This is a genomic window from Hyalangium gracile (genome assembly GCF_020103725.1).
In the GTDB taxonomy this organism is placed as follows: Bacteria; Myxococcota; Myxococcia; order Myxococcales; family Myxococcaceae; genus Hyalangium; species Hyalangium gracile.
This window is the reverse complement of the sequence record NZ_JAHXBG010000003.1, coordinates 51,785-76,085: the sequence shown is the minus strand read 5'-3', so window position 1 is coordinate 76,085 and position 24,301 is coordinate 51,785. Positions and strand designations below refer to the sequence as shown.

Genomic DNA, 24,301 nt, shown 5'->3' with positions numbered 1-24,301 from the left:
AGCAGAGGACGCCGAGACACACCACCCACAGAAGAGGGGGGCACCGCGTAAACGCTGAGAGGAACAGAGGGACTTCCAGCAGAGAGGAGAAGCGGGTGTGCATGGTGCGTCCGTGCAAACTACACGGCGACCCGGCAAGGCGTGTTGGCCGACATGAGAAAGCGCGGGAACTGGGTCATCGCTCGACCGGGTTTCCGGGATTGGCGGGCCACCGCACGCCCGCCGCGTCAAGGGCAAGCTCGCTTCGCTCGGCGCCTCCAAGGCGCCCCTATGACTCGTCGGGCGCACGGCGGCTGGGGCTGATCGTCTGGCGCCCGAGGGGCGCCAGGTCAATGTCAAGACCCCGAACCGACCATGACCAGATTTCCGCGCCTTTTGATGACCACCAACAAAGGCGACAAGGAACACCTCTGCGGCCGTCGTATACCTCTGGTTCCGCGCCTCCGAGCAACTCACGATACCCAGTTGGTCCTGCGCGTCTTGATGGATGGCCTCTGTATGCGGCGGGTGGCACGCCATGTGACGCTGGAAGGCGTAGTGTTCCCCGCGGCAGAGGATTCTACTGAGCGCTGAATCCGCGCCGGAGCCGGAGAGCGGAGGGGGGAGGAGAGATGAAGGCGAGCCGAGAGAAGCGGTACGTACCCCGAGCCGCGAAGGGCTGGGCGGTGGTGGTGCTGTGGGCGGTGGTCGCGGGCTGCGCCAGCGGCCCGGGCAGGCCGCCGCTGGGAGGGGTGGCGATGATGGAGCGGCTGCGCTACCGGCCGGCCACCCCCCAGGACGCGCCAGCCCCGGTGGCCGCGAGCAAGAAGAAGGCGCAGCAGCCGCCGCCTGGCCGTGAAGGCGGGAGTGGCCCCGCGGGGCTGGTGGCGCGCGCGGTGATGGGCGGGCTGGTGCAGGTGGATGGCTTCGAGGCGGTGCTGCTGCTGGGCGGGTTGGACAACCTCAACGAGCTGCCGGCGCGAGGGGAGCCATTGACGCCGGAGGAAGCGGCGCGGCTGTACGAGGTGCTGCTGGGCAAGCCGGTCACGCTGGCCGGCTTTGGCCCGCGGCTGGTGGCCAGCTACTTGTTGAGAGAGGTGATGGAGGGGGAAGAGGAGCCTGAGCGCGAGGAGCTGCTGGAGCGAGTGAAGCGCTTCCGGGGGCTGGCGGTGCTGAGGCCGGACGGGTACCTGGCGTGGGCGCTCACGGGAGAGACGCAGCAGCGCGTGGCGCCGGTGGAGTGGAAGGAGGGAGCGTTTCGGGCACATGGCTTCGAGGTAGGGCGCTTCTACTCGGGGCGCAACGGCATGGCCTTCTTCGAGGTGGATGAGGAGCTGAGGGACAGCAGGCAGGGCGGAGTGCTGGCGGAGGTGTACGACGACGCGGATGTGCTGAGCCGGGTGATGGAGGGTGCGGAGGATGCCGTGGTGGAGCTGGCCGTGGCGATGGGAAGGCTGGTGAGCCACCCGCTGCGGAGCGTGGCGGAGCTGGAGCACCTGCCCACGGCGGTGGTGGGGCTGCTGAAGAGCTCGCCGGAGTACCTGGAGCGCTTCCGGCGGATGACGCGAGGAGAGCAGCTGCGAGTGCTGTCGAAGCTGGGCACGACGCTGCTGTGCACGTACGGGACGGCGGCAAGCACGGCGCGCACGGTGGGAGCGACAGGCCGAGGGCTGGAGGTGGTGTCGGTACCGGCGCTGAGGCTGACGGCCGAGGGAGCGCTGGCGGTGGAGCGAGTGGCGGTGCCGGTGGGGCGGGTGGTGACGGCGCTGCGCGGCGGGCCTGGAGCGGCCCTCATCCTCCAGCGAAGCAACGAGGCGGCGAGAGGAGGACAGCCGGCGGCTCCAGAAGGCCCTGGGCAGTGGGGGCCCGCGCACGAGGTGATGAGCAGGCGCGCGGCGCGCTACCAGGAGCAGATCAGCGGGCACGCGGCGAGCGAGGCGTACTGGGTGGGGGGCAAGGACATGAAGAGCGGCGGGGTGAAGCTCGACGGCTTCGAGGAGGGAGTGCTGCTGGAGGCCAAGGGGCCCGGCTACGCCAACAAGTTCACCGACGATCTCGCACCCAAACCTTGGTTCAAGGATTCCGGAGCCAGGCAACTCATCGCGCAGGCTCAACGCCAGTTCAGGGTAGCGCAGGGTGTCCCCATCCGGTGGCATGTGGCGGAGAAGAAGGCCGCAGACGCCATCCGAAAGCTCTTGAAGGATGCAGAGGTAGAGGGGATCGAGGTGGTCCACACCCCGGCGCTGCAATAAGAAAGGCCCGATGATCGAGACGTACCATATTGGCACGTACTGGGGAGCGAGGAAGGAGGACGCGGAGGAGTGCGCGCGGCGCCTGGTGATGGTGGTCCAGTTGCTGCAGCCGGTGGACCCGCTCTTCGCCAGCTGGTTCAAGAGCGCCAGGTCGCTCAAGCAGTCCTTGACGCGCCCGCTGGAACTCGAAGTCTCCAGTGTCCAGCAGTACATCCAGCGCTACCTCATGCGCGACGACAGGCGCCAGCCCATGGAAGATCTGGGCTTCAGCTTCGGTCTGTGGAATGGGAAGCAGGGGGAGAACCACGCTTGGCTGAGCATTGCTTGCGGGGGGTATTGGGAGCAGGTGACCAACCGGTGTGTCCTGGACGCGCCGAACGAGGGGCCGGGGGTGGAGCGCGTCCTGACGGAGCCCTTCCAGGTCGCGGCGCTGAGGGCCCTGGTCACCGCATGGGACCCGGACTGGGGCGCGGCCATCTCCACCGCCTACCGTGACATGAGCAAGACGCAATATTTGGGGGCGAAGGTGGGCTGGGTGACATACTTCTCGCGGCGGCTGGGCCGTGTGCCGCCGCTGCCAGCGCCAGTGCGCATCGAGCCGGTGGAGGACCAGGGCACGCTCGTCATCCTCACGCCCGAGCGCTTCACCGCCACCAACCCGGAGCACGTGGCGCTGGCCGATCGCGTCTGCGAGCTGCTGGAGCGGGCCGGCCTGCTCCAACGTAAGCCGCCCCCCGCGAAGTAGGCCCATACATGGAAGCCGCGAGCAGAAGCCACTGCCTCGCTCAGTTCGCCATCGTCTCATCCCAGGACAGGGGTTGGCATGCGAAGGGCCTGTCCTCCCCACGGCGGCTACAGTGATAGCCCTCGCCGCACACCTCTGGGCCATGGGGATCGCACGCCGGCCGGCAATGCCGGCCATCACAGACCTTGCCAGCGCCGCAGGGCGGTAAACCGTCACCACACTCCTCGACACACTCCATCCACACCTGGGCTGGATGCGACGGCTCGTGGATCACTTCACATTTGCGGCCATCCGGGCAGAGAGTCTGCTGGCACTGGGGGCCATAGACCCGAGCGCACACGGAAGCGCCTTCACTGAATGGGATGCACTGCTGACCCTGGGGACATCCGCGTGCCTTGCACGTCGGCAGGCAGGCGGGCTGGGGAACGGTGTCCGCGCAGAAGAAGCCCTCAGGGCAGCCCTTGCTGTCATCCAGGCGGCAAGGCCGGGCACACCACTCCCAGTCACGGCCGCTGCACAGCCATTCAGGAGCGCAAGCATTCACTTTGTCCCATGCAAGCCTGACGCAGCCCTCTCCCTCCTGACGCGGGCCCACGGGGACGCAGCGGCGAACCTGGGGTGTGTCTCCCCAGGTGGCAAGGCGGCGGCACACCTCGCCTTCCAGACACTGTGCATCCGTCAGGCACTCGCTGTCGACGCAGGTGGTCTGTGGGTAGCGAGAGTCGTACAAGCAGCCCAGCGGGGGCTCACACTTCTCCTGGCTCGGACCGCAGCGCCGCCTGTACGTCACCAAGCGCATGCGCTGGTCGTGAGTGAGCATGGGGCTGACGCGCACCCCTGGGGGGCCATCCGCTGGCACCTCTGGCTTGAGCAGCCCCCACAGCAGGACCAGCAGGGGCAGAGGCAACAGCAGCACTCCCACGAAGACAGCCACCCACTTGCGCCAACTCCCCGTCCGCACCTAAGGCGGCCCTCCGCACTCGAGACACTCCATCGAGGTCTCCTTGCCAGGGGCGCAGACCCGATTGCGGTAACGTTCCTCGCATTTGCTGATGATGATGACCTGCTCCTGCGCATCCTGATGGACGGCCTTGGCCACGCGGCCGTCCTTGCCGAACTCCGAGGGGCAGGCGGTCAGCGCCAGGGCTGAAAGGATTCCTATCGCCACGTAGCGCCACCGCATGAGTGCCTCCCGTGAAGCCTGGCGACGCTAACAACAGGCTGCCGCAGCGTCCATGCCGCCGCTGCCAGTGCCGGTGCGCATCGAGGCCGTGGAGGAGCAGAGCACGCTCGCATTCTCACGCGGGAGGGCATGGAGTCCCCTGCGGCAGAGGATTCTACTGAGTGCTGAATCCGCGCTGGAGCCGGAGAGCGGAGGGGGAGGAGAGATGAAGGAGAGCCGAGAGAAGCGGCACGTGCCCCGAGCCACGAAGGGATGGGCGGTGGTGGTGCTGTGGGCGGTGGTCGCGGGCTGCGCCAGCGGCCGGGGCGGGCCGCCGCTGGGAGGGGTGGCGATGCTGGAGCGGCTGCGCTACCGGCCAGCCACCCCCCAGGACGCGCCAGGCCCGGTGGCCGCGAGCAAAGAGAAGGCGCAGCCGTCGGGCCGCGAAGGCAGCAGTGGCCCCGCGGGGCTGGTGGCGCGCGCGGTGATGGGCGGGCTGGTGCAGGTGGATGGCTTCGAGGCGGTGCTGCTGCTGGGCGGGTTGGACAACCTCAACGAGCTGCCGGCGCGAGGGGAGCCATTGACGCCGGAGGAAGCGGCGCAGCTGTATGAGGTGCTGCTGGGCAAGCCCGTCACGCTGGCCGGCTTTGGCCCACGGCTGGTGGCCAGCTACTTGTTGAGAGAGGTGATGGAGGGGGAAGAGGAGCCAGGGCGCGAGGAGCTGCTGGAGCGAGTGAAGCGCTTCCGGGGGCTGGCAGTGCTGAGGCCGGACGGGTACCTGGCGTGGGCGCTCACGGGAGAGACGCAGCAGCGCGTGGCGCCTGTGGAGTGGAAGGAGGGAGCGTTTCGAGCGCGTGGCTTCGAGGTGGGGCGCTTCTACTCGGGGCGCAACGGCATGGCCTTCTTCGAGGTGGATGAGGAGCTGAGGGAGAGCAGGCAGGGCGGAGTGCTGGCGGAGGTGTACGACGACGCGGATGTGCTCAGCCGGGTGATGGAGGGGGCGGAGGAGGCCGTGGTGGAACTGGCCGTGGCGATGGGAAGGCTGGTGAGCCATCCGCTGCGGAGCATGGCCGAGTTGGAGCAGCTGCCCACGGCGGTGGTGGCGCTACTGAAGAACTCGCCAGAGTACCTGGAGCGCTTCCGGCGGATGACGCGAGGAGAGCAGCTGCGAGTGCTGTCGAAGCTGGGCACGACGCTGCTGTGCACGTACGGGACGGCGGCAAGCACGGCGCGCACGGTGGGAGCGACAGGCCGAGGGCTGGAGGTGGTGTCGGTACCGGCGCTGAGGCTGACGGCCGAGGGAGCGCTGGCGGTGGAGCGAGTGGCGGTGCCGGTGGGGCGGGTGGTGACGGCGCTGCGCGGCGGGCCCGGAGCGGCCCTCATCCTTCATCGAGCCAACGACGCGGCGAGAGGAGGACAGCCGGCGGCGCCAGAAGGTCCTGGGCAGTGGGGGCCAGCGCACGAGGTGATGAGCAGGCGCGCGGCGCGCTACCAGGAGCAGATCAGTGGGCACGCGGCGAGCGAGGCGTACTGGGTGGGAGGCAAGGACATGAAGAGCGGAGGGGTGAAGCTCGACGGCTTCGAGGAGGGAGTGCTGTTGGAGGCCAAGGGGCCCGGCTACGCCAACAAGTTCACCGACAACCTTGCCCCCAAACGCTGGTTCAAGGACTCGGGAGCCAAGCAACTCGTCGAGCAGGCTCAACGCCAGCTCCGAGCTATCCCGGGGGTTCCCATTCGGTGGCATGTGGCGGAGGAGAAGGCGGCAGCCGCCATCCGAAAGCTCTTGGAGGACGCAAAGGTCAAGGGGATCGAGGTGGTTCACACTCCCGCACTGCAATAAGAACGGCCCATGATCGAGACGTACTACGTCGGCGCGTATTGGGGAGCGAGGAAGGAGGACGCGGGGGAGTGCGCGCGGCGCCTGGCGACGGTGGTCCAGTTGCTTCAGCCCGTGGATCCGCTCTTCGCCAGCTGGTTCAAGGGTTCAAAGTCGCTCAAGCAGGCCCTCACGCGCCCGTTGGAGCTCGAAGTCTCCAGCCTCCAGCAGTACATCCAGCGCCACCTCATGCGCGATGACAGGCGCCAGCCCATGGAAGACCTGGGGTTCAGCTTCAGCCTGTGGAATGGACATCAGGGGGGGAACGACGCGTGGTTGAGTATTGGCTGCGGGGGATATTGGGAGCAGGGGACCAACCGGTGTGTGCTGGATGCGCCGAACGAGGGGCCGGGGTTGGAGCGCGTTCTGACGACGTCCTTCCAGGTCGCGGCGCTGCGAGCCCTGGCCACTGCATGGGAACCGGACTGGGGCGCGGCCGTCTCATCCGCCTACCGTGACATGATCAAGACGAAGTACCCGGACGTGTGGCCAGGCTGGGTGACATACTTCTCGCGGCGGCTGGGACGTGTGCCGCCGCTGCCAGCGCCAGTGCGCATCGAGCCGGTGGAAGACAAGGGCACGCTCGTCATCCTCACGCCCGAGCGCTTCACCGCCACCAACCCGGCGCACGTGGCGCTGGCCGATCGCGTCTGCGAGCTACTGGAGCGGGCGGGCCTGCTCCAACGCAAGCCGCACCCCGCGAAGTAGGGCTGCGCCGCCGTGCGCAATCCAGAGGTGAGTGTGCTTCAGATGCCCATCGTCCAATCCCAATAGAGCGGCTGGCATGAGAAGGGGCCCTGCTCCCAGCTGCGGCTGCAGTGATAGCCCTCGCCACACGCGTCCGGAGGGCCGTGAGGGTCGCAGGCCGGCAGGCAATGCCAGCCGTCGCAGACGTTGCCGGTGCCGCAGGGGGGCAAGTCTTCGCCGCACTCCTGGACACATTCCATCCACACCTTGCCTGGATAGGGTGGCTCTCTGGCAACGTCGCACTTGCGACCCTCAGGGCAGGGAGTCGTCCGGCAGTCGGGGCCATACACCTGCGCGCACATCGAGGTGCCCTCCCCGAACGGGATGCACTGCTGACCTGGGGGGCATCCGCGTTTGTCGCACGTGGGCAGACAGGCGGGCTGTGGAACGGTGTCCGCGCAGAAGAAGCCTTCGGGACAATCCTCGCTGTCGCCCAGGCGGCAGGGCCGGGCGCACCAGGCTTCATCACGGCCACTGCATAGCCATTCAGGAGCACAGGAGTTGCGTTTGTCGCGCGGAAGTTCGACGCAGCCCTCTCCCTCCTGGCGTGGGCCAATGGGGATGCAGCGGCGAACCTGGGGTGTGTCTCCCCAGGTGGCAAGGTTTCGGCACACCTCGCCCTCCAGACACTGCGCATCCGTCAAGCACTCGCTGTCGGTGCAGGGTGTCCGTGGAAAGCGGACGTCGAACAAGCAGCCCAGGGGTGGCTCACACTTCTCGTTGTTCGGACCACAGCGCCGCCCGTACGTCACCAGCCGCATGCGCTGCGCTTGGGTGAGGATGGGGCTGATGCGCACTCCGGTTGGCGCATTCGCTGGTAGCGCTGGCCTCAGCAGCCCCCACAGCAACAGCAGCGGCAGTGGCAGCAGGACGCCTGCGAAGACAGCCACGAGGTTGCGCCAGTTCTCCTTCCGCACTCACGGCCCTCCGCACCGACGACACTCGTCCGAGGACTGCTTGCCCGGGGCGCAGACCTCCCTGCGACGCGCCTCCGAGCAACGCGTGAGTTCCAGCACCTGCTCCTCCGCGTCCTTGTGCACGGCCTTGGCCACGCGGCCGTCCTTGCCGAACTCCGAGGGGCAGCCGGTCAGCGCCAGGGCTGAAAGGATTCCTACCGCCACGTGGCGTCACCGCATGCGTGCCTCCCGCGAAGCCCGGCGACGCTAACAACCGGCTGGCGCAGCGTCCACGCCGATGCGGTCAGCGCCGGTGTGCATCGAGGCCGTGGTGGAGCTGGCGGTGGCGATGGGAAGTCTGGTGAGCCATCCGCTGAGGAGCATGGCGGAGCTGGAGCAGCTGCCCACGGCGGTGGTGGGGCTGTTGAAGAGCTCGCCGGAGTACCTGGAGCGCTTCCGGTGGATGACGCGAGGAGAGCAGCTGCGAGTGCTGTCGAAGCTGGGCACGACGCTGCTGTGCACGTACGGGACGGCGGCAAGCACGGCGCGCACGGTGGGGGCGACAGGCCGAGGGCTGGAGGTGGTGTCCAGCGTTGCCATAAGAAAGGCCCGATGATCGAGACGTACTACATCGGTGCGTACTGGGGAGCGAGGAAGGAGGACGCGGAGGAGTGCGCGCGGCGCCTGGCGACGGTGGTTCAGTTGCTGCAACCGGTGGATCCACTCTTCGCCAGCTGGTTCAAGAGCGCAAAGTCCCTCAAGGAGTCCCTCAAACGCCCACTGGAGCTCGATCTTCCCGTTCTCATCAAGTACGTCCAAAGCAAGGTCATGCGCGACGACAGGCGCCAGCCCATGGAAGCTCTGGGCTTCAGCATCTGGCTGTGGAACGGGAGGCAGGCGGGGAATGACGCCTGGCTGCGGATGGGCTGCGGAGGGTATTCGGAGTGGGTGGGTAACAACTGTATCTTGGAGGCTCCTGATGAGGGGCCTGGCTCGGAGCGGGTGCTGACGACTTCCTTCCAGGTCCAAGCGCTGCGAGCGCTCGCCACGGCGTGGGACCCAGATTGGGGCGTGGCTAATTCCCGTGCGCACCGGGAAATGATCGAGCCGAAGTACCCGGAGGTGTGGCCAGGCTGGGTGACGTACCTCTCGCGGCGGCTGGGCCGGGTGCCACCTCTGCCAGCGCCAGTGCGCATCGAGCCGGTGGAGGACCAGGGCACGCTCGTCATCCTCACCCCCGAACGCTTCACCGCCGCCAACCCGGAGCACGTGGCGCTGGCCGATCGCGTCCGCGAGCTGCTGGAGCGGGCCGGCCTGCTCCAACGCAAGCCGCCCCCTGCGAAGTAGGCCCATTCGCGGATGCAGGGTAGAGTCCGAGCCGCCGCTGTCGAACTGCCTGGACCTCGGAGCTCGGAGTCACCCCAGGCGTTTTCCTTGCAACCCGGGCCTATCCCGGCCAAATGTGGAGCGCATGTCCACGACGACCACCGAGGGCATCCGGATCACCGTGAAGCCCGCCTACTGGCCGGAGCGCAGCGCTCCGGAGTCCGGGCATTACGCGTTCATGTACACGGTGGAGATCTCCAACGTGGGCACCCAGCCCGCGCAGCTGCGCAGCCGCCACTGGGTCATCACCGACGCCAACGGACGCGTGGAAGAGGTGAAGGGCGAGGGCGTGGTGGGCAAGCAGCCCCGGCTCGGGCCCGGTGAGCGCTTCGAGTACACCAGCTGGGCCATGCTCCGCACCCCCTTCGGCTCCATGCGCGGCAGCTACCAGATGGTCCGCACCAACGGGCAGCAGTTCGAGGCCCGCATCGGTGAGTTCGCCCTCACCCTGCCCAACGCCCTGCACTGAGCCCATGCCCACTCCGAAGAAGGGTCTGTTGCTGGTGAACCTGGGCACGCCGGATGCCCCCGAGTCCGGGCCGGTGCGCCGCTACCTGCGCGAGTTCCTCAATGATCCGCGGGTGGTGGACATCCACCCCGTGGGGCGCTGGATGCTGCTCAACCTCATCATCCTGCCCGTCCGCCCGGCCCGCAGCGCCGAGGCGTACCGCAAGGTCTGGACGGAGCAGGGCTCGCCGCTGCTCGTCCACAGCAAGGCCCTGGCGGCCGCCGTGACCGAGCGTCTCCAGGGCGAGTACGAGGTGGAGCTGGCCATGCGCTACGGCAACCCGTCGCTGCCCAGCGCCGTGCAGGCGCTGCGCTCGCGCGGGGTGCGCGAGTTCATCCTCCTGCCGCTCTATCCGCAGGAGGCCACCAGCTCCACCAGCTCCACCCTGGCGCGCGCCTACGAGGTGCTGGCCGACGCCTGGGACGTGGCGGGGGTGCGCGTGGTGCCGGCCTTCCACGACCACCCGGGCTTCCTGGACGCCTTCGCCGAGGTGGCCCGGCCCGTCATCGCCGAGGCTCGCGCGGACCACGTCCTCTTCAGCTACCACGGGCTGCCCGAGCGCCACATGCGCAAGAGCGATCCGTCCGGCCGCCACTGCCTGGCCTCGGCCGGCTGCTGTGACGTGCTCACGGACGTGAACCGGCACTGCTACCGCGCGCAGTGCTTCGCCACCACGCGCGCCCTGGCCCAGCGGCTGGGGCTGTCCCCGGAGGCCCACACCGTCTCGTTCCAGTCCCGCCTGGGCCGCACGCCGTGGATCCAGCCGTACACGGATCTGGTGCTGCCCGAGCTGGCGAAGCGGGGCGTGAAGCGGCTGGCGGTGATGTGCCCGGCCTTCGTCGCCGACTGCCTGGAGACGCTGGAAGAGGTGGGCATGCGCGCCCGCGAGCAGTTCCTCGCGTGCGGAGGCGAGTCGCTGACGCTCGTGCCCTCGCTCAATGCCCACCCCACGTGGGTGGACGCGGTGGTCCGCCTCGTGCGCGAGGCGGACGGGGCCGCGGTCCCTGCTACTTCCTCGCCTCGGCTTCCTGCAGCGCCGGGGGAACCGCGTCCAGCGCGGTGAGCTTCAGCTGGAGCGTACCCGGGGGCACCTGCGTGGGGCTCTTCTCCGGGGACGGCGGGGTATAGCCCTCCAGCTTCGAGGAGAGGGTGCCCTCCCAGGAGCGCCAGCGGCCGGCCTTCACCAGGAACTCTCCCTTGCCGGTGAACGTCGCCTCGGCGGTGAGGGGCCGCTCCGGCGAGACGCTCGTGGCGGCCTTGGCGGGCTCCTTGTCCTTGCCCTTGCCCTTGCCCTTGTCCTTCGCGGGCTTGAGCGGGGATGTCTCGGCGGGCTCCTCCGCGGGCTCCTCCGCGCTGGTCACCAGGGCCGGGGGGAAGCTGCCGCTGAGGCTCTCGAAGAGATCGTACTCGATGGTGGCGACCCGATCGTCCCCCTCGGGGGCGATGGCCACCAGCTTCACGGTGTTGCGCCGGTCCGCCTTCTTCTCGACGAAGGAGCGCCCCAGGAGGGTGGTGTCCACCAGGTCCGCGCCCAGCGACCAGGTGTCGCCCACGCCCACGGCCTCCTTGGGTAGCTCCAGCAGCAGCGTGGCGACGTTCCGGTGCACGCCCCCGAGGCCGTCCAGGATGAAGCCGCGCTCGCTGAAGGTGCCCTGGTCCAGCGCGTCCTTGGCGCCCTGGACGCCGATGCGCACGCGCAGGTCTCCCTGCTTGGGCCGCTGGAGGGCATAGAAGGTGGCCGTGGTCGGAGTGCCATCCAGGCGGTAGGCGACGGGTGCGTCCGGCGCCAGGTTCCAGCGCAGCATCACCTTGTTGGGATCGGCCGGAGGCGCCTTCGGGGCCGGCCTGGGCGCTTCAGCCTTGGCGGGCTCCTTGTAGTCGGCGGGGCGGGGAATGGGCTCGAGCTGACCGGGCGGCTTGTCGTTGCACGCGGCCAGGGTACCCAGGGTGAGGAAGAGACTGAGCAGACGTCGCGTCACGGCGATACGCTCCTTGGAGCAGGCAGTGGCGGGATATCGGAGAGCGAGCGGCGCATCAAGCCTCAGGGGTGCGCGGCGCCGCGGCGCGGGAGAGGCGATCCCTCACGGCCAGCCCCAGCCCCTGGGCCGGCGGCAGGCACGCGACGAGCACGTCCAGCCCCGCCACATCCGCCTCGCGCAGGCGCAGGTAGAGCAGCCGGGCGGCGCCGGCCGGGTCCTCGGGGATGTCCAGGCGGATCAGCTCCCTGGGCAGGGAGAGGGTGGAGGGGCCCAGGAATCCCACCTGGAGCCCCTGCAGGCGCAGGGCCTCGACGCGGGCGAGCGCCTCGGAGGGCTCGACGAGCACCACGCCCACCCGGGGGGCATAGTGGGAGGCCAAAGTACCGGAAACCCTCACCGTTGACGCGGTGCGTACCGGGACGGGGTACCCGAGGACGCGCTCCAGCTCCTCGGCGGCCAGGCCTCCGGGGCGGAGGATGGCGGGGGCTCCGGAGCTGAGATCGACGATGGTGGACTCGACGCCCACGATGGAGGGGCCTCCGTCGAGGACGAGGTCCACGTCGTTTCCGAGATCATGGCGCACATGCTCGGCGGTGGTGGGGCTGACACGGCCGAAGCGGTTGGCGCTGGGGGCCGCAAGCCCACCCCCGAGCTCGCGGAGCACGGCGAGGGCCACCGGGTGGGCGGGCACCCGCAGGGCGACGGTGTCCTGGCCTCCGGTGACGGCGTCCGTGGCGCGGGAGGTGCGCGGCAGCACCAGGGTGAGGGGGCCGGGCCAGAAGGCGGCGGCCAGGCGCCGGGCCTCCTCCGGGATGGAGCGGGCCCAGTCCGGCAGGGCGTCGACGCCCGCCAGGTGGACGATGAGGGGGTGGGTGGCAGGGCGCCCCTTGATGGCGAAGACGCGGCGCACCGCCAGCTCGTCCTCGGCATTGGCGGCCAGGCCGTAGACGGTCTCGGTGGGCAGGGCGACGACGCCTCCCTGGCGGAGGATTTCCACTGCGCGTTTCAGAAGCTCCGGAGTAAGCATGCGCGGCCTTCACTGTCGCGGCCTGGAGGGGTCATGGGCAAGTCGTTGATGTTCGACGCACGCAGCCGGATGCCAGTGCCTGCCTCGGAGCTGTTCTCCTGGCATGCCCGGGAGGGAGCCTTCGAGCGGCTGACGCCTCCCTGGGAGACGACCGAGGTGCTGGAGCGCAGCGGGGACGGCATCCAGGAGGGCGCACGGGTGGTGGTGCGCATCCGGATAGGGCCCGTGGCCCAGCGGTGGGAGGCGCGGCACACGAAGTACATCGAGGGCTCGCTCTTCCAGGACGAGCAGGTGTCCGGGCCCTTCGCGAGCTGGGTGCACACCCACCGGGTGTGGCCCGAGCCTCCGGACTCCTCCGTGCTGGAGGACGAGGTGGTGTACGCGCCGCCGCTGGGCGCCGCGGGCCGGGCCTTCGGTGGCGGGATGATTCGCCGCCGGCTGGAGCGGATGTTCGCGTACCGGCACGCGCTGACGCGAGAGGACCTGCGGCGGCACGCGGCCTTCGCCGGGCAGGGGCCGCTCACGGTGGCGGTGACGGGAGCCACCGGGCTGGTGGGAGGCGCGCTGGTGCCCTTCCTCACCACGGGCGGGCACCAGGTGCGGCGGCTGGTGCGAGGCCGCCCGAACGCGGCGCGGGGGGACGTGGCGTGGAACCCCGCCAAGGGCGAGCTCGACGTGGCGGCGCTGGAGGGCGTGGACGCGGTGGTGCACCTTGCGGGCGAGAACGTGGCCCAGCGGTGGACGCCCCAGGCCAAGGAGACCATCCTCCGCAGCCGGACGGACGGCACGCGCGTGCTGTGCGAGGGGCTGGCCCGGCTCCAGAAGAAGCCTCGGGTGCTGGTGTGCCTGACGGGCATCGGCTTCTACGGCAACCGCCAGGACGAGGTGGTGACGGAGGTGAGCCCCCCGGGCGAGGGCTTCCTGGCCACCGTCTGCCGGGCGTGGGAGGCGGCCACGGCGCCCGCGGAGGAGGCGGGCATCCGGGTGGTGCACCTGCGCACCGGCGTGGTGCTGGACGCGCGGGGAGGGGCGCTGGCGAAGATGGCGCCGGCCTTCCGCATGGGCGGCGGCGGGCCCCTGGGCAGCGGCCGGCAGTGGATGAGCTGGATCTCGCTCGAGGACGTGGTGGGCCTGACGCACTTCGCCCTCTTCACCCCGGAGCTGCGCGGGCCGGTGAATGCCGTGTCCCCCCAGCCGGTGCGCCAGGGGGACTTCGCGCGGACGCTGGGGCGGGTGCTCTCCCGTCCGGCGGTGTTCCCGCTGCCGGCGGTGGCGGTGCGCACCCTCTTTGGAGAGATGGGCCAGGAGACCGTGCTGGAGGGCGCCCACGTCCGCCCCGAGGCCGCCGAGCGCCAGGGCTTCCACTTCATGCTCCCCGAGCTGGAGTCCGCCCTGCGCTTCACGCTGGGCCTCACCACGCAGGGGCCCCAGTTCACCCATGGGCCGGCGCAGGTTGCGCCTTGACAAATTTCCCAGCTGTTTGAATTAAGACCCGCTTTTTTCGCAGGGCACAGAAGGTCCCCGATGATCCAGGTCGAAGGGCTCACCAAGTACTACGGCGAGCACGTGGCGATTCGAGATCTCGCCTTCACCATCAGCAAGGGTGAGGTGATTGGCTTCCTGGGCCTCAACGGCGCCGGGAAGTCGACGACGTTGAAGATCCTGGGGTGTGTGCTTCTGCCCACCTCGGGGCGCGTCGTCATCGACGGGTACGACGCGGTGCGCGATCCGCACGAGGTGCGCAAGCGCATCGGGTTTTTGCCCGACACGCCGCCGCTCTATGACGAGATGACCGTGGGGGAGTACCTCGCGTTCGTCGCCCAGCTGCGCGGGGTGCCGCCCAACGAGGCGCGCTCCCGGGTGGCCGAGGCGGAGGAGAAGACGGCCCTGCGGGACATGGACGGGGCGCTCATCTCCACGCTCAGCCACGGCTACCGGCAGCGTGTGGGGGTGGCGCAGGCGCTGGTGCACCGGCCCGCCTTCCTCATCCTGGACGAGCCCACCAGCGGGCTGGATCCGGCGCAGATCCGCGGCATGCGCGAGCTGATCCGCGGCCTGAAGGGCACGCACACGGTGCTCGTCTCCAGCCACATCCTCCCGGAGATCAGCGAGACGTGTGACAGGCTGCTCATCGTCCACAACGGGCAGCTGGTGGCGCAGGGCGCGGAGGAGGAGCTGGCGCGCAAGATGGGCGGCGGCTCCATCGAGGTGGAGGTGCGCGGGGACAAGGCGAAGGCGCTGGAGGCGCTGGCGGGCGTGGGCCCGGTGAGCGTCGCCTCCGAGGACGGCGGGGTGCTCTCGCTGCACGTGGAGGCCTCGCCGGAGATGCGGCCGAGGGTGGCGCAGGCGCTGGTGGGCGCGGGGCTGGAGCTGCTGCGACTGGATAGAGGCGCGCAGCGGCTGGAGTCCATCTTCCTGCGGCTGACGCAGACGGGCGGTGGGGCCAGGGCCCCGGAGGTGGCATCGTGAAGGCGCTGCTGATCGCACGCCGCGAGCTGGCGGGCTACCTGCGCACGCTCAGCGGCTACATCATCATCGCGGCGATCCTCGCGTTGAACGGGCTGTTCTTCAACGCGTTCGCGCTGGGCAAGGCGGCCGAGCGCTCCGCGACGGTGCTGTCCAACTTCTTCTACTACTCGAGCGGCTTCACCATCGTCGCCTCGGTGTTCATCTCCATGCGCCTGCTGGCCGAGGAGCGTCAGGCGGGCACGCTGCCGCTGCTGTACTCCTCTCCGCTGAGGGACAGGGACATCGTCCTGGGCAAGTACCTGGCGGGGCTGGTGTTCCTGGCGGTGTACCTGGTGTGCACCCTGTACATGCCGCTGCTGATCGCGGTGCACGGCAAGGTGTCCGCGGGGCACATCTTCGCGGGCTACCTGGGGCTGCTGCTGCTGGGGAGCGCGTCGCTGGCGGTGGGCACGTTCGGCTCGGCGCTGGCGCGCAACCAGGTGATGGCGGCCATCCTCACCGCCGTCATGCTGGTGGCGCTCATCCTCTGCTGGCTGCTGGCGCGCATCACCGAGCAGCCGCTGGCGGGCGTGTTCAGTGCCATGTCTCTGTGGAACCAGCACTTCCCGCCCTTCCAGGCGGGCGTGGTGCACGTGCGAGACGTGGCCTACTACCTCGTGCTCACCTACGTGGCGCTGTTCGGTGCCACCCGGGTGCTCGAGGCGCGGAGGTGGCGATGAACTCCCGTGCGAGCAGTCTCTTCCTGAGCATCGCCTTCGCGGTGGTGGTGGTGGTGGGCCTCATCGCCGAGCGCATCGCCGGCGCGGGCACCGCGCTCACCGTCACCGTGGCTGTGCGCACCGTGCTGCTGCTGGGCATCATCGCCTGGGGTGGCTTGAAGATGGCCCAGGCCACCGCCGAGCGCCGCGTGCTGTGGCGCTGGGTGCTGGCCTGCTACGTGGTGGGCTTCGTGGGCCTGCTGCTGTTCACCGCCCAGTCGGAGCTGGGGGCGCGGCTGCTGGACACCCCGCTGTCGCAGTCCTCGCCGAAGCTGGCGGTGACGTTCCAGGTGCTCTTCCCGGCGCTGCTCGTGCTGTCGCTGGTGCCGCTGGCGCTGCTGGAGGCGTCGGCCGCGGCCATGGTGCGCGCGCCGGTGATGGAGACGGATCGGGCGCGCGGGGCGCTGTTCTCCGGCCTGGGGACGGCCTTCGTGCTCATCTTCTCCTTCTCGATCATGTACGTGGCCACGCAGCGGGACGAGTCGTGGGACCTGTCCTACTTCCGCACCGCGAGGCCGGGCGAGTCCACCCGGAAGATCGTCCAGGGCCTGACCGAGCCGCTGCAGGTGACGCTCTTCTTCCCGCCGGCCAACGAGGTGGGCGAGGCGGTGGCGCAGTACTTCCGCGAGCTGGGCCAGGAGTCCCCGCAGCTCCAGGTGGAGCAGCTGGACCAGGCCGTGGAGCCGGCCCGGGCACGGACGCTGGGCGTCACCACCAACGGCGTCGTCGTCCTGTCTCGCGGCGAGCAGCGAGAGGTGTACACGGCGGGCCTGGACATCGAGCGGGCGCGCGGGCAGCTGGCGCGGCTGGATCAGGAGGTCCAGAAGCGGATGCTCACGGTGGCCCGGCCGCGTCGCGTCATCTACCTCACCGAGGGCCATGGCGAGCGCAGCGATGATCGGGCGGCGCCAGGGCAGACGCCGCGCCCCGGAGTCTCCCAGCTCAAGGAGCTGCTGCGCGGGCAGAACGTGGAGGTGCAGACGACGAGCGCGGCCCAGGGCCTGGGCTCGGAGGTGCCGCGAGACGCGGCGGCGGTGGTCATCGTCGGCCCCACGAAGGAGTTCCTCCCGGAGGAGGTGGCGGCCCTGCGCGAGTACTTCAACAAGGGCGGGCGGCTGTGGATCGCCTTGGACCCGGACGGACCGTCGTACGACTCGCTGCTGGAGGCGCTGGGGGTGAAGTACCTGAACACGACGCTGGCCAACGACCAGGTGTACTTCCGGGCTACGCGTCAGCAGAGCGATCGCGCCAACCTGGGGACGGCGAACTACTCCTCGCACCCGTCCATCTCCACGCTGGCGCAGCTGGGCCAGCAGGCGCCGGTGGCCATGCTGAACGCGGGCGCCATCGAGCCGCGCGTCCCTCCGCCGCAGGGCATCACCCACGACGTGTCCATCCGCTCGCACGAGGCGACGTTCCCGGACGCCAACCACAACTTCAACGGCGATCAGGGCGAGGAGCGGAACTCCTGGGCGCTGGTAGTGGCGGTGCAGAAGAAGGACACGGGTGGAAAGGATCCGGGACGCGCGGTGGTGATGGGAGACTCGGATGCGCTGGCGGACGGCGTGCTGCCGAACCTGGGCAATGCCTACCTGGCGCTGGACACGCTGCGCTGGCTCACGGGTGAGGAGGCCATCTCCGGCACCGTGTCCACCGAGGAGGACGTGGCCATCCAGCACACGCGCGAGCAGGACGTCATCTGGTTCTGGGCGACGGTGCTGCTGGCGCCGGCGGTGGTGCTCGGAGCGGGCTTCTTCGTGACGCGGCGGCGGGGTCGGCGTGCGCCGGCCGTGCCGGAAGGAGGTGCGCGATGAACGCGCGAGGGGTAGCGCTGCAGGGAGGGCTCGCGGCCCTGGGGCTGCTGGCGGCCCTGCTCACCTGGCAGCGGGAGCCGGAGGGGCTGCCCGGCGAGGTGACGGTGCTGGACATCTCCAAGCGGGCGCTCCAGCGGGCGCGCTTCGACGACGCGACGCGCTTCGTGGAGGTGTTCCGCGAGAAGGACGGGGAGCTCTGGGTGCGCATCGGCGACAAGCCGAAGCCGCCCGCGCCCGCCGGGGCCACGGCCGACGGTGGGGTGATGGATGGAGGCGTGGCGGCGGGAGCGTCCGATGCGGGGCCCGCGGTGGTGGCCACGGCGGGCGCCAGCGATGCCGGGGTGCCTCCGGGGCCCGCGGCTCCGCCCGCGCCGCCTGCGCCTCCGAAGGAGCTGCGCGCCAACCAGAACGCGGAGAGCCTCTTCAACCGCCTGGCGCCGCTGAAGGGCACCCGGTCGCTGGGCGAGCTGGACGCGAAGAAGCTCGAGGAGCTGGGGCTGGTGAACAGCCCGCGCAAGCTGACGTTCACGGTGGACGGCCGGGAGGAGGTCCTCACGCTGGCGGCGCCGATCGGGATCGGCTGGGGCAGCCCCTACGCGCTGCGCGGGGACGGCAAGGTCTTCCTGCTGGGCTCGGCCATCCTCCCGGACTTCGAGGGCGGGATGAACCGGCTGGTGGACCGCCGGCTGCACACCTTCGAGGGCGAGGACTTCGACACCTTCACCGTGTCCCAGGGGAAGAACGCGCGCACCTTCGTGGTGAGCGGCAAGCCTCCCGGGGCGGTGACGGTGGCGCCGCAAACCGCGCCGGACAAGCCGGACGAGTTCGTCCACAACTGGCACGACCGCATCTGGCGGATGCTGGCCATGGACGTGCTCGGGCGGGGTGAGGAGCCCGAGGGCGGAGTGCCGGAGGAGGTGTTCCGCGTGGAGTACCGCAAGGGCGACAAGGTGCTGGGCTTCCTGACCGTCGCGCGCGGCGCCAAGGGCGAGTTCTACGCGAAGACCGAGCACTCCGCGGGGTGGGTCCGCTTCCACAGCGGCCTGGAGACGGTGGTGAACGAGGCCGTCAAGGTCGCCACGGGGACCTGAGCCCGGCGAGGCACGGAGGGAGAGCGTCATGCCGCTGTACGAGTATCGCTGCCAGGGTTGCTCCAAGAAGTTCGAGGCGCTGGTGCGCGGGGATGACCGCGCCCGGTGCCCGTCCTGCCAGGGCGAGTCGTTGGAGAAGCTCTTCTCCGTCTTCGCCGTGAACGCCTCGGGCGCCGAGCCGGCGCCGAAGATGGCCGCGGGGCCCTGCGGCTCATGTGGAGACCCGCGCGGCCCCGGCTCCTGCGCGCTAAATTGAGGGCATGACCGGGCGAGACAGGTCCAAGTAGCCGACGACCGAAGAAGAACTGCGGCAGGCGACCATCGGTGCCCCGACCCCGGTCAACGGGCAGATCCGGATCGTCGACTACGATCCGGAGTAGCCGGTGCTGTTCGCGCGAGAGGCGGCGAGGATCCGCGCGGCGCTGGGGGACCGAGCGCTGATGATCGAGCACGCCGGCTCGACGTCGGTCCCCGGGCTGATGGCGAAGCCCATCATCGACATCATCGTCGCCGTGGCGAACTCCGCCGATGAGTCGACCTATGTCCCCGCGCTGGAGGCCGCTGGCCACGGCAAGAAGTTGCCGGGGAGTAGCTGCCCGCTGGTAGGAACTTGCCGCCGAAGCTCGAGTCCCCGGGAGGACCGTGACGGCCGCTTCCCAAGCAGGCCCTCGGGTCGCTGGCATGGAGGATGCTCTGGAACGGCGGCAAGCCCGTATCATGCGGACCTGCTCAAAGGATTCCTCGACATGCCATTCCTGGCTCGCTCCTTCTCCGACTGGAAGCCGCTATGTCTGGCATTGACCGCCGCGGCCTTGCTGGTGCTGCCTGGCACCAGCCTCGCCGCTGCCACCTGTGCCGAGCTTCGCAAGCAGGACCCCTCGGCTGGAGATGGCACCTACCCCCTCACGCTCGGCGGCCGGTCGGTGTCCGTGTACTGCCATGACATGGCTGGCACGCCTCGGGAGTTTCTCGCCCTGCCCAGGACGGGCAGCACCACCAACTACTCCCATTACGGCGAGGGGGCGAACACGTCTCCTGGCGGGCAGACGACGTGGTTCACCCGGGCGCGCCTCGATCCCGCGATGCTCGCGCTCCTGGTGGATGACGTCACCTTCTCCACGACCCAGGGCTGGGTGAAGTTCGGAGATATCTTGAGTGACGCCCGCCCGCTGGCGAGCGCGGGGGACTGTGTGGCCGACAACTCCCAGCGCGGTCACGCCAACGTCGACCTGACGGGCACCCCCTTCGACATCGTTCCCGGGCAGTTCGTGCTCGCGGGATCTGGAGCGGCGGGCTCGGCCACCTTCAGCGGCAGCCAGAGCGTCAACCTCGAGGGAGGGGGGTACTGCGGTGGCATGGGCGTCCTCGGCGGTCTCCTGCGGCTCAACTGGCGATCCGCCGTGGCGCCCGCTCCAGAGCTGGTCCACAACTATCGCTTCACCACCAGCGCGGAAGACTCGGTGGGCGGCGCGCATGGCACGCTCGAGGGGGGCGCCAGAATCACCCAGGGCGAGGTGGCCCTGAATGGAGAGGACGCCTACGTGAGCCTGCCCATCAGCGGCACCCTGGCCACCCTCCATGACGCGACCTTCGAAGCCTGGGTGAGGTGGGACACTCTCGAGCCGAAGACCACGACCACCCTCTTCGACTTCAGGACCAACGGGAGCGGCATGTTGCTGCTGGTGCACGCGGACTCCACGTCCCTCTTCGTCATCTCTTCCTCCATGGAAAAGGTGAGTGTGGAATCGCTCAACCGCTCGTTCCCGAAGGGAGTGCTCACCCATGTGGTGGTGACCATCGACTCCAGGGAAGAGCTCACTCGCTTGTACGTCAATGGCCTGGAGGTGGGGCGGAAGGCCTCGAAGTCCACTCCGGCCGATCTGGGCGCCTACCTGGGCAATTACCTGGGCCACCCATGGCAGCTGGGCGGCCCCTTCAAGGGCGCCTTCTCGGAGTTCCGCATCTACCGGACGGTCCTGTCGCCGAGCCTCATCGCCGCCCACTTCAACGCGGGAGCCGCCCCCCGGGAGCTGGAGACGAGCTTCAGTGATCGGCCGGCCAACCCCACCAACGAGGACAGCGCTCCATTCGTGTTCAGCGCCAACGGGACGGGGCTCCGCTACCTGTGCAGCCTGGATGAGGCCACCTTCCAGCCCTGCACCTCGCCGTTCATCCCCCAGTCTCTTCCCGAAGGCAGCCATACCTTTCGTGTGCAGGCTCGCGATTCGGTGGGCAACGTGGAGAGCTCGCCCAAGGAGTTCTCCTGGAGGGTGGACAAGACACCGCCCGAGACGAGCTTCGCCTCGACTCCCGAGCTGGAGACCCGCCAGCGAGTGCCCTCCTTCATGTTCTCCTCCAACGAGCCGCGCTCCACCTTCGAGTGCAGCCTCGACCAGGCCCCCTTCACCGAGTGTCCTGGCGTCTTCCCCGCGATGGCCGATGGTGACCACCAGCTCGTCGTCCGGGCGCGCGATGAGGCCAGCAACGTGGACCCCGACGCCGCCCGCTATTCCTGGAGGGTGGATAACGTGGCGCCCCTGGAGCCCGTCGTCGAGGAGCCTGCCGCCGGCCAGAAACTCTTCACGGACAGGCCACGCTTCTTCGGTACGGCGGAGCCGGGCGCGACGGTGTCCCTCTTTGTCGACGGCGTCGAAGCTGGCTCGGCTCGAGCCGATGAGCGAGGCGTCTGGTGGAGCCAACCCGGGTCGCCGCTCCCCTGGGGCGAGCACCGCGCCACGGCGCTGGCCACCGACAAGGCGGGCAATACCAGCGACCTTCTCTCCGCCGTGCCCTTCTCCACCTCCCGGCGCAGCGCCTACGGCCTGGGGTGTTCCACCCACGCCTCCTCCTGGCAGGGCTCCTGGCCATGGGCCCTGTTGCTGCTCGGGCTGCTGCGCCCGCGCTCCCGTCCGTTCCATGGAGGGTCGTTACATTGAGGCGGTAATGCCGAGCGAGCAGGCACCCCACCCGCCATCGGGGGACGCATCGCCGTGATATGACCTGGATGAGGCCCTCTCTTCCACGTCACGTATGAGCGCGCGCGCACCTCGCTCCTGCAGCACCTGTGGTCAGGCCGTGTCCCAGGGAGCGCTGGCGTGTCCTCACGATGGGACGCTCGTGCCCGACGCCCTGGTGGGCCAGCACCTCGGCGAGTACGTGGTGCGCCGGCACATCGGCAGCGGCGGCATGGGCCTGGTCTACGAGGGTGAGCACCTGACGATCGGCCGCAAGGTCGCCATCAAGCTCATCCGCGAGGAGCACTCCCAGGGGCCCCAGGCCCGCGGGCTGCTGGCTGAGGCTCGCGCCGCCAGCGCCATCCGTCATCACGGCATCATCGACATCTTCGGCATCGGCCAGCAGCCGGGCGTCGGCCAGTATCTCGTCATGGAGTATCTCGAGGGCATTCCCCTCAGCGAGCTGCTCCGGGCGCGCGTGTCCCTGCCCCTCGCCGAGGCCCTGGCGCTGCTCTGCCAGGTCCTCGACGCGCTCTCCGCCGCGCACGCCGTGGGGGTCATCCATCGGGACCTCAAGCCGAGCAATATCTTCGTGGCCCGGCAGTCCGATGGGACCGAGTCCATCAAGGTGCTCGACTTCGGGCTCGCCAAGCGCAGTGCGACGCCCCAGGGCACCTCTCCCCAGACGCACTCGGACGTGGTTGTCGGCACTCCTCAGTACATGTCGCCAGAGCAGGCCCTGTGCGAGGACGTGGGGCCCCAGACTGATTTGTATGCGGTGGGTGTCATTGCTTTCGAGCTGCTCACCGGGCAGCGGCCCTTCACCGGCCGCTCTCCCATGGAGATCGTCGCGCACCATCTGAGGACGGCGCCGCCCGCTCCCTCGTTGTTCGTGGAGCTGCCCTCCGAAGTGGATGCCCTCATCCTCCAACTTCTCGCCAAGGAGCCCCGGCAGCGTCCAGGCTCGGCCAGCGAGGTGGCGCGCAAGCTCAGGGGCATGCTCCTGACGCGGGACGGCTCCAGCCTGTCCTCGGGGATGCGTGGTTCCCAGGTGTCCGCCCTCCTCGAGGCTCCACCGGCCGAGACACCCGCTCTGCCTCCCACCGCGACCCTGCAATCACCCGCGGGCATGCCGGGCCCCATGGTCACGCCGCTCCCAGCGTCTCCCAGGCGCGGCACGCTCTGGCAGCGGGGCGCGGTGGCAGGCGGCGTCCTGACCCTGGTCCTCGGGGTAGGCGCGGTCATGGCTCGCGGGCCCAGGCAGCCTGCCCCCATCAACCCCGCGCCGCCACCCGTGGTCCAGCCCGAGACGAGCACCTCCGTTGCCAGGCCGGTGGTTCATGTGCCGAGCGTCGAGCCTGAGCCGATTCAGGCTCCCGTCCCTGTGCCCCCGGCGCCAGCCACGCGCCGCAAGAAGGCGCTCGTGGCTCCTCCGCCTGCTGCTCCTCCTATCGTCACTGCCCAGGCAACTCCCGTGGATCCCGAGCCCGCTGCGCCCGAGCCCGCTGCGCTGCCCGTGGCCACCGGTACCCTCCATCTGGTGATGAGAGGGAGCTGGGCGGATGTCTGGGTGGATGGGCAGAAGCTCGGGCGTGTGCCCCCTCTGCACAGCTACACGCTGAGCTCGGGCGAGCATTCGCTCGAGCTTCGCAACCCGGCCTTCGCGACCTATCGGAGAACACTCGTCATCCCCTCTGGCGGCAAGCTTCAGCACGTGGCGGACCTGAGCGCCGAGGCTCAGTCCGTCTCGCCATGAAGCTCCGGCCTGGGCTGTGGCTGCTGGTGGCGCTCCTGCTCGTGTCCGGGGCCGCCTGGGCGCAGACGACAGGCATCGAGCACTACGAGTACGGAGACTTCGAGGCAGCGGCCCGGCTCTTCGAGCAGGAGCTGGCCACTTCCCACCTGCCCCCAGCGCGTCGGGCGCTGACCCGGATGTACCTGGCCGCCTCGTTGTACGCCCTGGGCCAGGTGGAGGAGGCTCGGAAACCGCTCGAGGCGCTGGCGCGCGAGCACCCCGAGGAGAGGGTGGATCCCGTGCGCTTCCCGCCAGAGCTGGTCGTGCTCGCCGAGCTCATCCGCCAGCAGGTCGAGTCCGAGCAGCGGCAGCTCGCGGCGCGAGAGGCCGAGCTTCAACAGGCGCGAGAGGAGGAGCGGCGTCGTGCCGCCAAGGCCGCTTCCATCGAGCTGAGGCCCGAGGTGCTCGGCCTCATTGAGGCCCTGGATCGGCAATGGACCGTGGGAGCAGGGTTCGCCTTCCGGCGCAAGTCCCTGGAGGGCAGTGTCCGCGTCATGCTGGGTGATCCGCCGGTCTTCCAGCTCCAAGGCGGAGTGCTGCCAGGCCAGGGCGATTTCAGGCCCTTCCTGGGCCTACGCGCCAGCCTGCTTCCTGGGATCGATACCTATGGCGCGGGGCCCGTGGTGGGGGGCCGTATCGCACTGCCAGCGGGTCTCGTGGGCGTGGTAGATTTCGGAGCCGACTACTTCTTCACCCGCCCGAATAGTCGCTACCGCTTCGCCGTCACAGCCCAGGCGGGGCTCGGTTTCTCTCTACCCGTGCCGTGACAGCAGCCCTGCCGCGAATGGAAGAGAGCCCATGCCCAGGAACCCATCAGCGCAGGGTGACTCCCAGGAGACCGCGAGCCTGGAGGGGCTCCTGGT

The 24,301-nt window shown here is 69.5% G+C and carries 21 protein-coding genes; 17 read left to right on the top strand and 4 right to left on the bottom strand.

Features of this window, described 5'->3' with window-relative positions; all coding sequences use genetic code 11:
• Positions 1 to 611 precede the first annotated feature (611 nt).
• Both KY572_RS06935 and KY572_RS06930 read left to right on the top strand, forming a co-directional pair.
• Positions 612 to 2,231 carry a Tox-REase-5 domain-containing protein gene (locus tag KY572_RS06935; protein ID WP_224241616.1) on the top strand — a complete coding sequence of 540 codons (1,620 nt, stop codon included), beginning with the start codon at positions 612 to 614 and terminating at the stop codon, positions 2,229 to 2,231.
• Between the two features lie 10 nt (positions 2,232 to 2,241).
• Entirely contained in the window at positions 2,242 to 2,976 is a 735-nt protein-coding gene (locus tag KY572_RS06930; RefSeq protein WP_224241614.1) for an immunity 52 family protein, read from the top strand.
• Positions 2,977 to 3,937: 961 nt separating this feature from the next.
• On the opposite strand, the gene KY572_RS06925 is transcribed toward KY572_RS06930, so the two are convergent.
• Positions 3,938 to 4,159, bottom strand: a complete 222-nt coding sequence (locus KY572_RS06925; RefSeq protein ID WP_224241612.1) for a hypothetical protein — start codon at positions 4,157 to 4,159, stop codon at positions 3,938 to 3,940.
• A 205-nt stretch (positions 4,160 to 4,364) separates the two neighbouring features.
• Here KY572_RS06925 and KY572_RS06920 point away from each other — a divergent pair, with 205 nt between their 5' ends.
• The gene (locus KY572_RS06920; protein ID WP_224241610.1) at positions 4,365 to 5,978 is read left to right on the top strand and encodes a Tox-REase-5 domain-containing protein; all 1,614 of its coding nucleotides are present in this window, start codon (positions 4,365 to 4,367) and stop codon (positions 5,976 to 5,978) included.
• Between the two features lie 9 nt (positions 5,979 to 5,987).
• Positions 5,988 to 6,722 carry an immunity 52 family protein gene (locus KY572_RS06915; RefSeq protein WP_224241608.1) on the top strand — a complete coding sequence of 245 codons (735 nt, stop codon included), beginning with the start codon at positions 5,988 to 5,990 and terminating at the stop codon, positions 6,720 to 6,722.
• Positions 6,723 to 7,678: 956 nt separating this feature from the next.
• Here the strand turns inward: KY572_RS06915 and KY572_RS06910 are convergent.
• Positions 7,679 to 7,882, bottom strand: a complete 204-nt coding sequence (locus tag KY572_RS06910; RefSeq protein WP_224241607.1) for a hypothetical protein — start codon at positions 7,880 to 7,882, stop codon at positions 7,679 to 7,681.
• 73 nt (positions 7,883 to 7,955) lie between these two features.
• On the opposite strand from KY572_RS06910, the gene KY572_RS06905 reads away from it, so the two are divergent.
• From KY572_RS06905 to hemH, 4 genes are all read left to right on the top strand, one after another.
• Positions 7,956 to 8,273, top strand: a complete 318-nt coding sequence (locus KY572_RS06905) for a hypothetical protein (RefSeq protein WP_224241606.1) — start codon at positions 7,956 to 7,958, stop codon at positions 8,271 to 8,273.
• Entirely contained in the window at positions 8,270 to 9,004 is a 735-nt protein-coding gene (locus KY572_RS06900; protein WP_224241605.1) for an immunity 52 family protein, read from the top strand. The genes KY572_RS06905 and KY572_RS06900 overlap by 4 nt, the downstream gene beginning before the upstream one ends.
• 124 nt (positions 9,005 to 9,128) lie before the next feature.
• Positions 9,129 to 9,512, top strand: a complete 384-nt coding sequence (apaG, locus tag KY572_RS06895; protein ID WP_224241604.1) for a Co2+/Mg2+ efflux protein ApaG — start codon at positions 9,129 to 9,131, stop codon at positions 9,510 to 9,512.
• A gap of 4 nt (positions 9,513 to 9,516) precedes the next feature.
• Positions 9,517 to 10,614 (top strand): ferrochelatase, encoded by a 1,098-nt coding sequence (gene hemH, locus KY572_RS06890; protein WP_224241603.1) that lies wholly within the window; start codon positions 9,517 to 9,519, stop codon positions 10,612 to 10,614.
• On the opposite strand, the gene KY572_RS06885 is transcribed toward hemH, so the two are convergent.
• Together KY572_RS06885 and KY572_RS06880 are read right to left on the bottom strand one after the other, a co-directional pair.
• Positions 10,559 to 11,530 carry a hypothetical protein gene (locus tag KY572_RS06885; protein ID WP_224241602.1) on the bottom strand — a complete coding sequence of 324 codons (972 nt, stop codon included), beginning with the start codon at positions 11,528 to 11,530 and terminating at the stop codon, positions 10,559 to 10,561. The genes hemH and KY572_RS06885 overlap by 56 nt on opposite strands.
• Before the next feature lie 55 nt (positions 11,531 to 11,585).
• On the bottom strand, positions 11,586 to 12,527 hold the full coding sequence (locus tag KY572_RS06880) for an L-threonylcarbamoyladenylate synthase (protein WP_317987824.1): 942 nt from the start codon (positions 12,525 to 12,527) through the stop codon (positions 11,586 to 11,588).
• A 63-nt stretch (positions 12,528 to 12,590) separates the two neighbouring features.
• Between KY572_RS06880 and KY572_RS06875 the strand changes: the two genes are divergently transcribed.
• The 9 genes from KY572_RS06875 (at position 12,591) to KY572_RS06835 (ending at position 24,205) form a co-directional block, all read left to right on the top strand.
• Positions 12,591 to 14,021: a TIGR01777 family oxidoreductase gene (locus tag KY572_RS06875; RefSeq protein WP_224241598.1), complete on the top strand. Its 1,431-nt coding sequence runs from the start codon at positions 12,591 to 12,593 to the stop codon at positions 14,019 to 14,021.
• A 60-nt stretch (positions 14,022 to 14,081) separates the two neighbouring features.
• Complete coding sequence (locus tag KY572_RS06870; RefSeq protein ID WP_224241597.1) at positions 14,082 to 15,026, top strand: ABC transporter ATP-binding protein; 945 nt, start codon at positions 14,082 to 14,084, stop codon at positions 15,024 to 15,026.
• Complete coding sequence (locus tag KY572_RS06865) at positions 15,023 to 15,745, top strand: ABC transporter permease (RefSeq protein ID WP_224241596.1); 723 nt, start codon at positions 15,023 to 15,025, stop codon at positions 15,743 to 15,745. The genes KY572_RS06870 and KY572_RS06865 overlap by 4 nt, the downstream gene beginning before the upstream one ends.
• The gene (locus tag KY572_RS06860; protein WP_224241595.1) at positions 15,742 to 17,598 is read left to right on the top strand and encodes a DUF4350 domain-containing protein; all 1,857 of its coding nucleotides are present in this window, start codon (positions 15,742 to 15,744) and stop codon (positions 17,596 to 17,598) included. Before KY572_RS06865 ends, KY572_RS06860 begins: the two co-directional genes overlap by 4 nt.
• Positions 17,595 to 18,689: a hypothetical protein gene (locus KY572_RS06855; protein WP_224241594.1), complete on the top strand. Its 1,095-nt coding sequence runs from the start codon at positions 17,595 to 17,597 to the stop codon at positions 18,687 to 18,689. Before KY572_RS06860 ends, KY572_RS06855 begins: the two co-directional genes overlap by 4 nt.
• 28 nt (positions 18,690 to 18,717) lie before the next feature.
• Positions 18,718 to 18,945 (top strand): FmdB family zinc ribbon protein, encoded by a 228-nt coding sequence (locus KY572_RS06850; protein WP_224241593.1) that lies wholly within the window; start codon positions 18,718 to 18,720, stop codon positions 18,943 to 18,945.
• A gap of 127 nt (positions 18,946 to 19,072) precedes the next feature.
• Positions 19,073 to 21,625, top strand: coding sequence for a LamG-like jellyroll fold domain-containing protein (locus KY572_RS06845; RefSeq protein WP_224241592.1), 2,553 nt, complete (start codon positions 19,073 to 19,075; stop codon positions 21,623 to 21,625).
• Positions 21,626 to 21,806: 181 nt separating this feature from the next.
• Positions 21,807 to 23,399 (top strand): serine/threonine-protein kinase, encoded by a 1,593-nt coding sequence (locus tag KY572_RS06840; protein WP_224241591.1) that lies wholly within the window; start codon positions 21,807 to 21,809, stop codon positions 23,397 to 23,399.
• Entirely contained in the window at positions 23,396 to 24,205 is an 810-nt protein-coding gene (locus KY572_RS06835; protein WP_224241589.1) for a tetratricopeptide repeat protein, read from the top strand. The genes KY572_RS06840 and KY572_RS06835 overlap by 4 nt, the downstream gene beginning before the upstream one ends.
• The last annotated feature ends 96 nt before the right edge of the window (positions 24,206 to 24,301 follow it).

Coding starts and splice junctions, on each gene's coding strand:
- KY572_RS06850 (WP_224241593.1), top strand. CDS start 18,718: ATGCCGCTGTACGAGTATCGCTGCCAGGGTTGCTCCAAGAAGTTCGAG.
- KY572_RS06915 (WP_224241608.1), top strand. CDS start 5,988: ATGATCGAGACGTACTACGTCGGCGCGTATTGGGGAGCGAGGAAGGAG.
- KY572_RS06905 (WP_224241606.1), top strand. CDS start 7,956: ATGCGGTCAGCGCCGGTGTGCATCGAGGCCGTGGTGGAGCTGGCGGTG.
- apaG (WP_224241604.1), top strand. CDS start 9,129: ATGTCCACGACGACCACCGAGGGCATCCGGATCACCGTGAAGCCCGCC.
- KY572_RS06860 (WP_224241595.1), top strand. CDS start 15,742: ATGAACTCCCGTGCGAGCAGTCTCTTCCTGAGCATCGCCTTCGCGGTG.
- KY572_RS06935 (WP_224241616.1), top strand. CDS start 612: ATGAAGGCGAGCCGAGAGAAGCGGTACGTACCCCGAGCCGCGAAGGGC.
- KY572_RS06870 (WP_224241597.1), top strand. CDS start 14,082: ATGATCCAGGTCGAAGGGCTCACCAAGTACTACGGCGAGCACGTGGCG.
- KY572_RS06900 (WP_224241605.1), top strand. CDS start 8,270: ATGATCGAGACGTACTACATCGGTGCGTACTGGGGAGCGAGGAAGGAG.
- KY572_RS06835 (WP_224241589.1), top strand. CDS start 23,396: ATGAAGCTCCGGCCTGGGCTGTGGCTGCTGGTGGCGCTCCTGCTCGTG.
- KY572_RS06930 (WP_224241614.1), top strand. CDS start 2,242: ATGATCGAGACGTACCATATTGGCACGTACTGGGGAGCGAGGAAGGAG.
- KY572_RS06875 (WP_224241598.1), top strand. CDS start 12,591: ATGGGCAAGTCGTTGATGTTCGACGCACGCAGCCGGATGCCAGTGCCT.
- KY572_RS06855 (WP_224241594.1), top strand. CDS start 17,595: ATGAACGCGCGAGGGGTAGCGCTGCAGGGAGGGCTCGCGGCCCTGGGG.
- KY572_RS06925 (WP_224241612.1), bottom strand. CDS start 4,159: ATGCGGTGGCGCTACGTGGCGATAGGAATCCTTTCAGCCCTGGCGCTG.
- hemH (WP_224241603.1), top strand. CDS start 9,517: ATGCCCACTCCGAAGAAGGGTCTGTTGCTGGTGAACCTGGGCACGCCG.
- KY572_RS06920 (WP_224241610.1), top strand. CDS start 4,365: ATGAAGGAGAGCCGAGAGAAGCGGCACGTGCCCCGAGCCACGAAGGGA.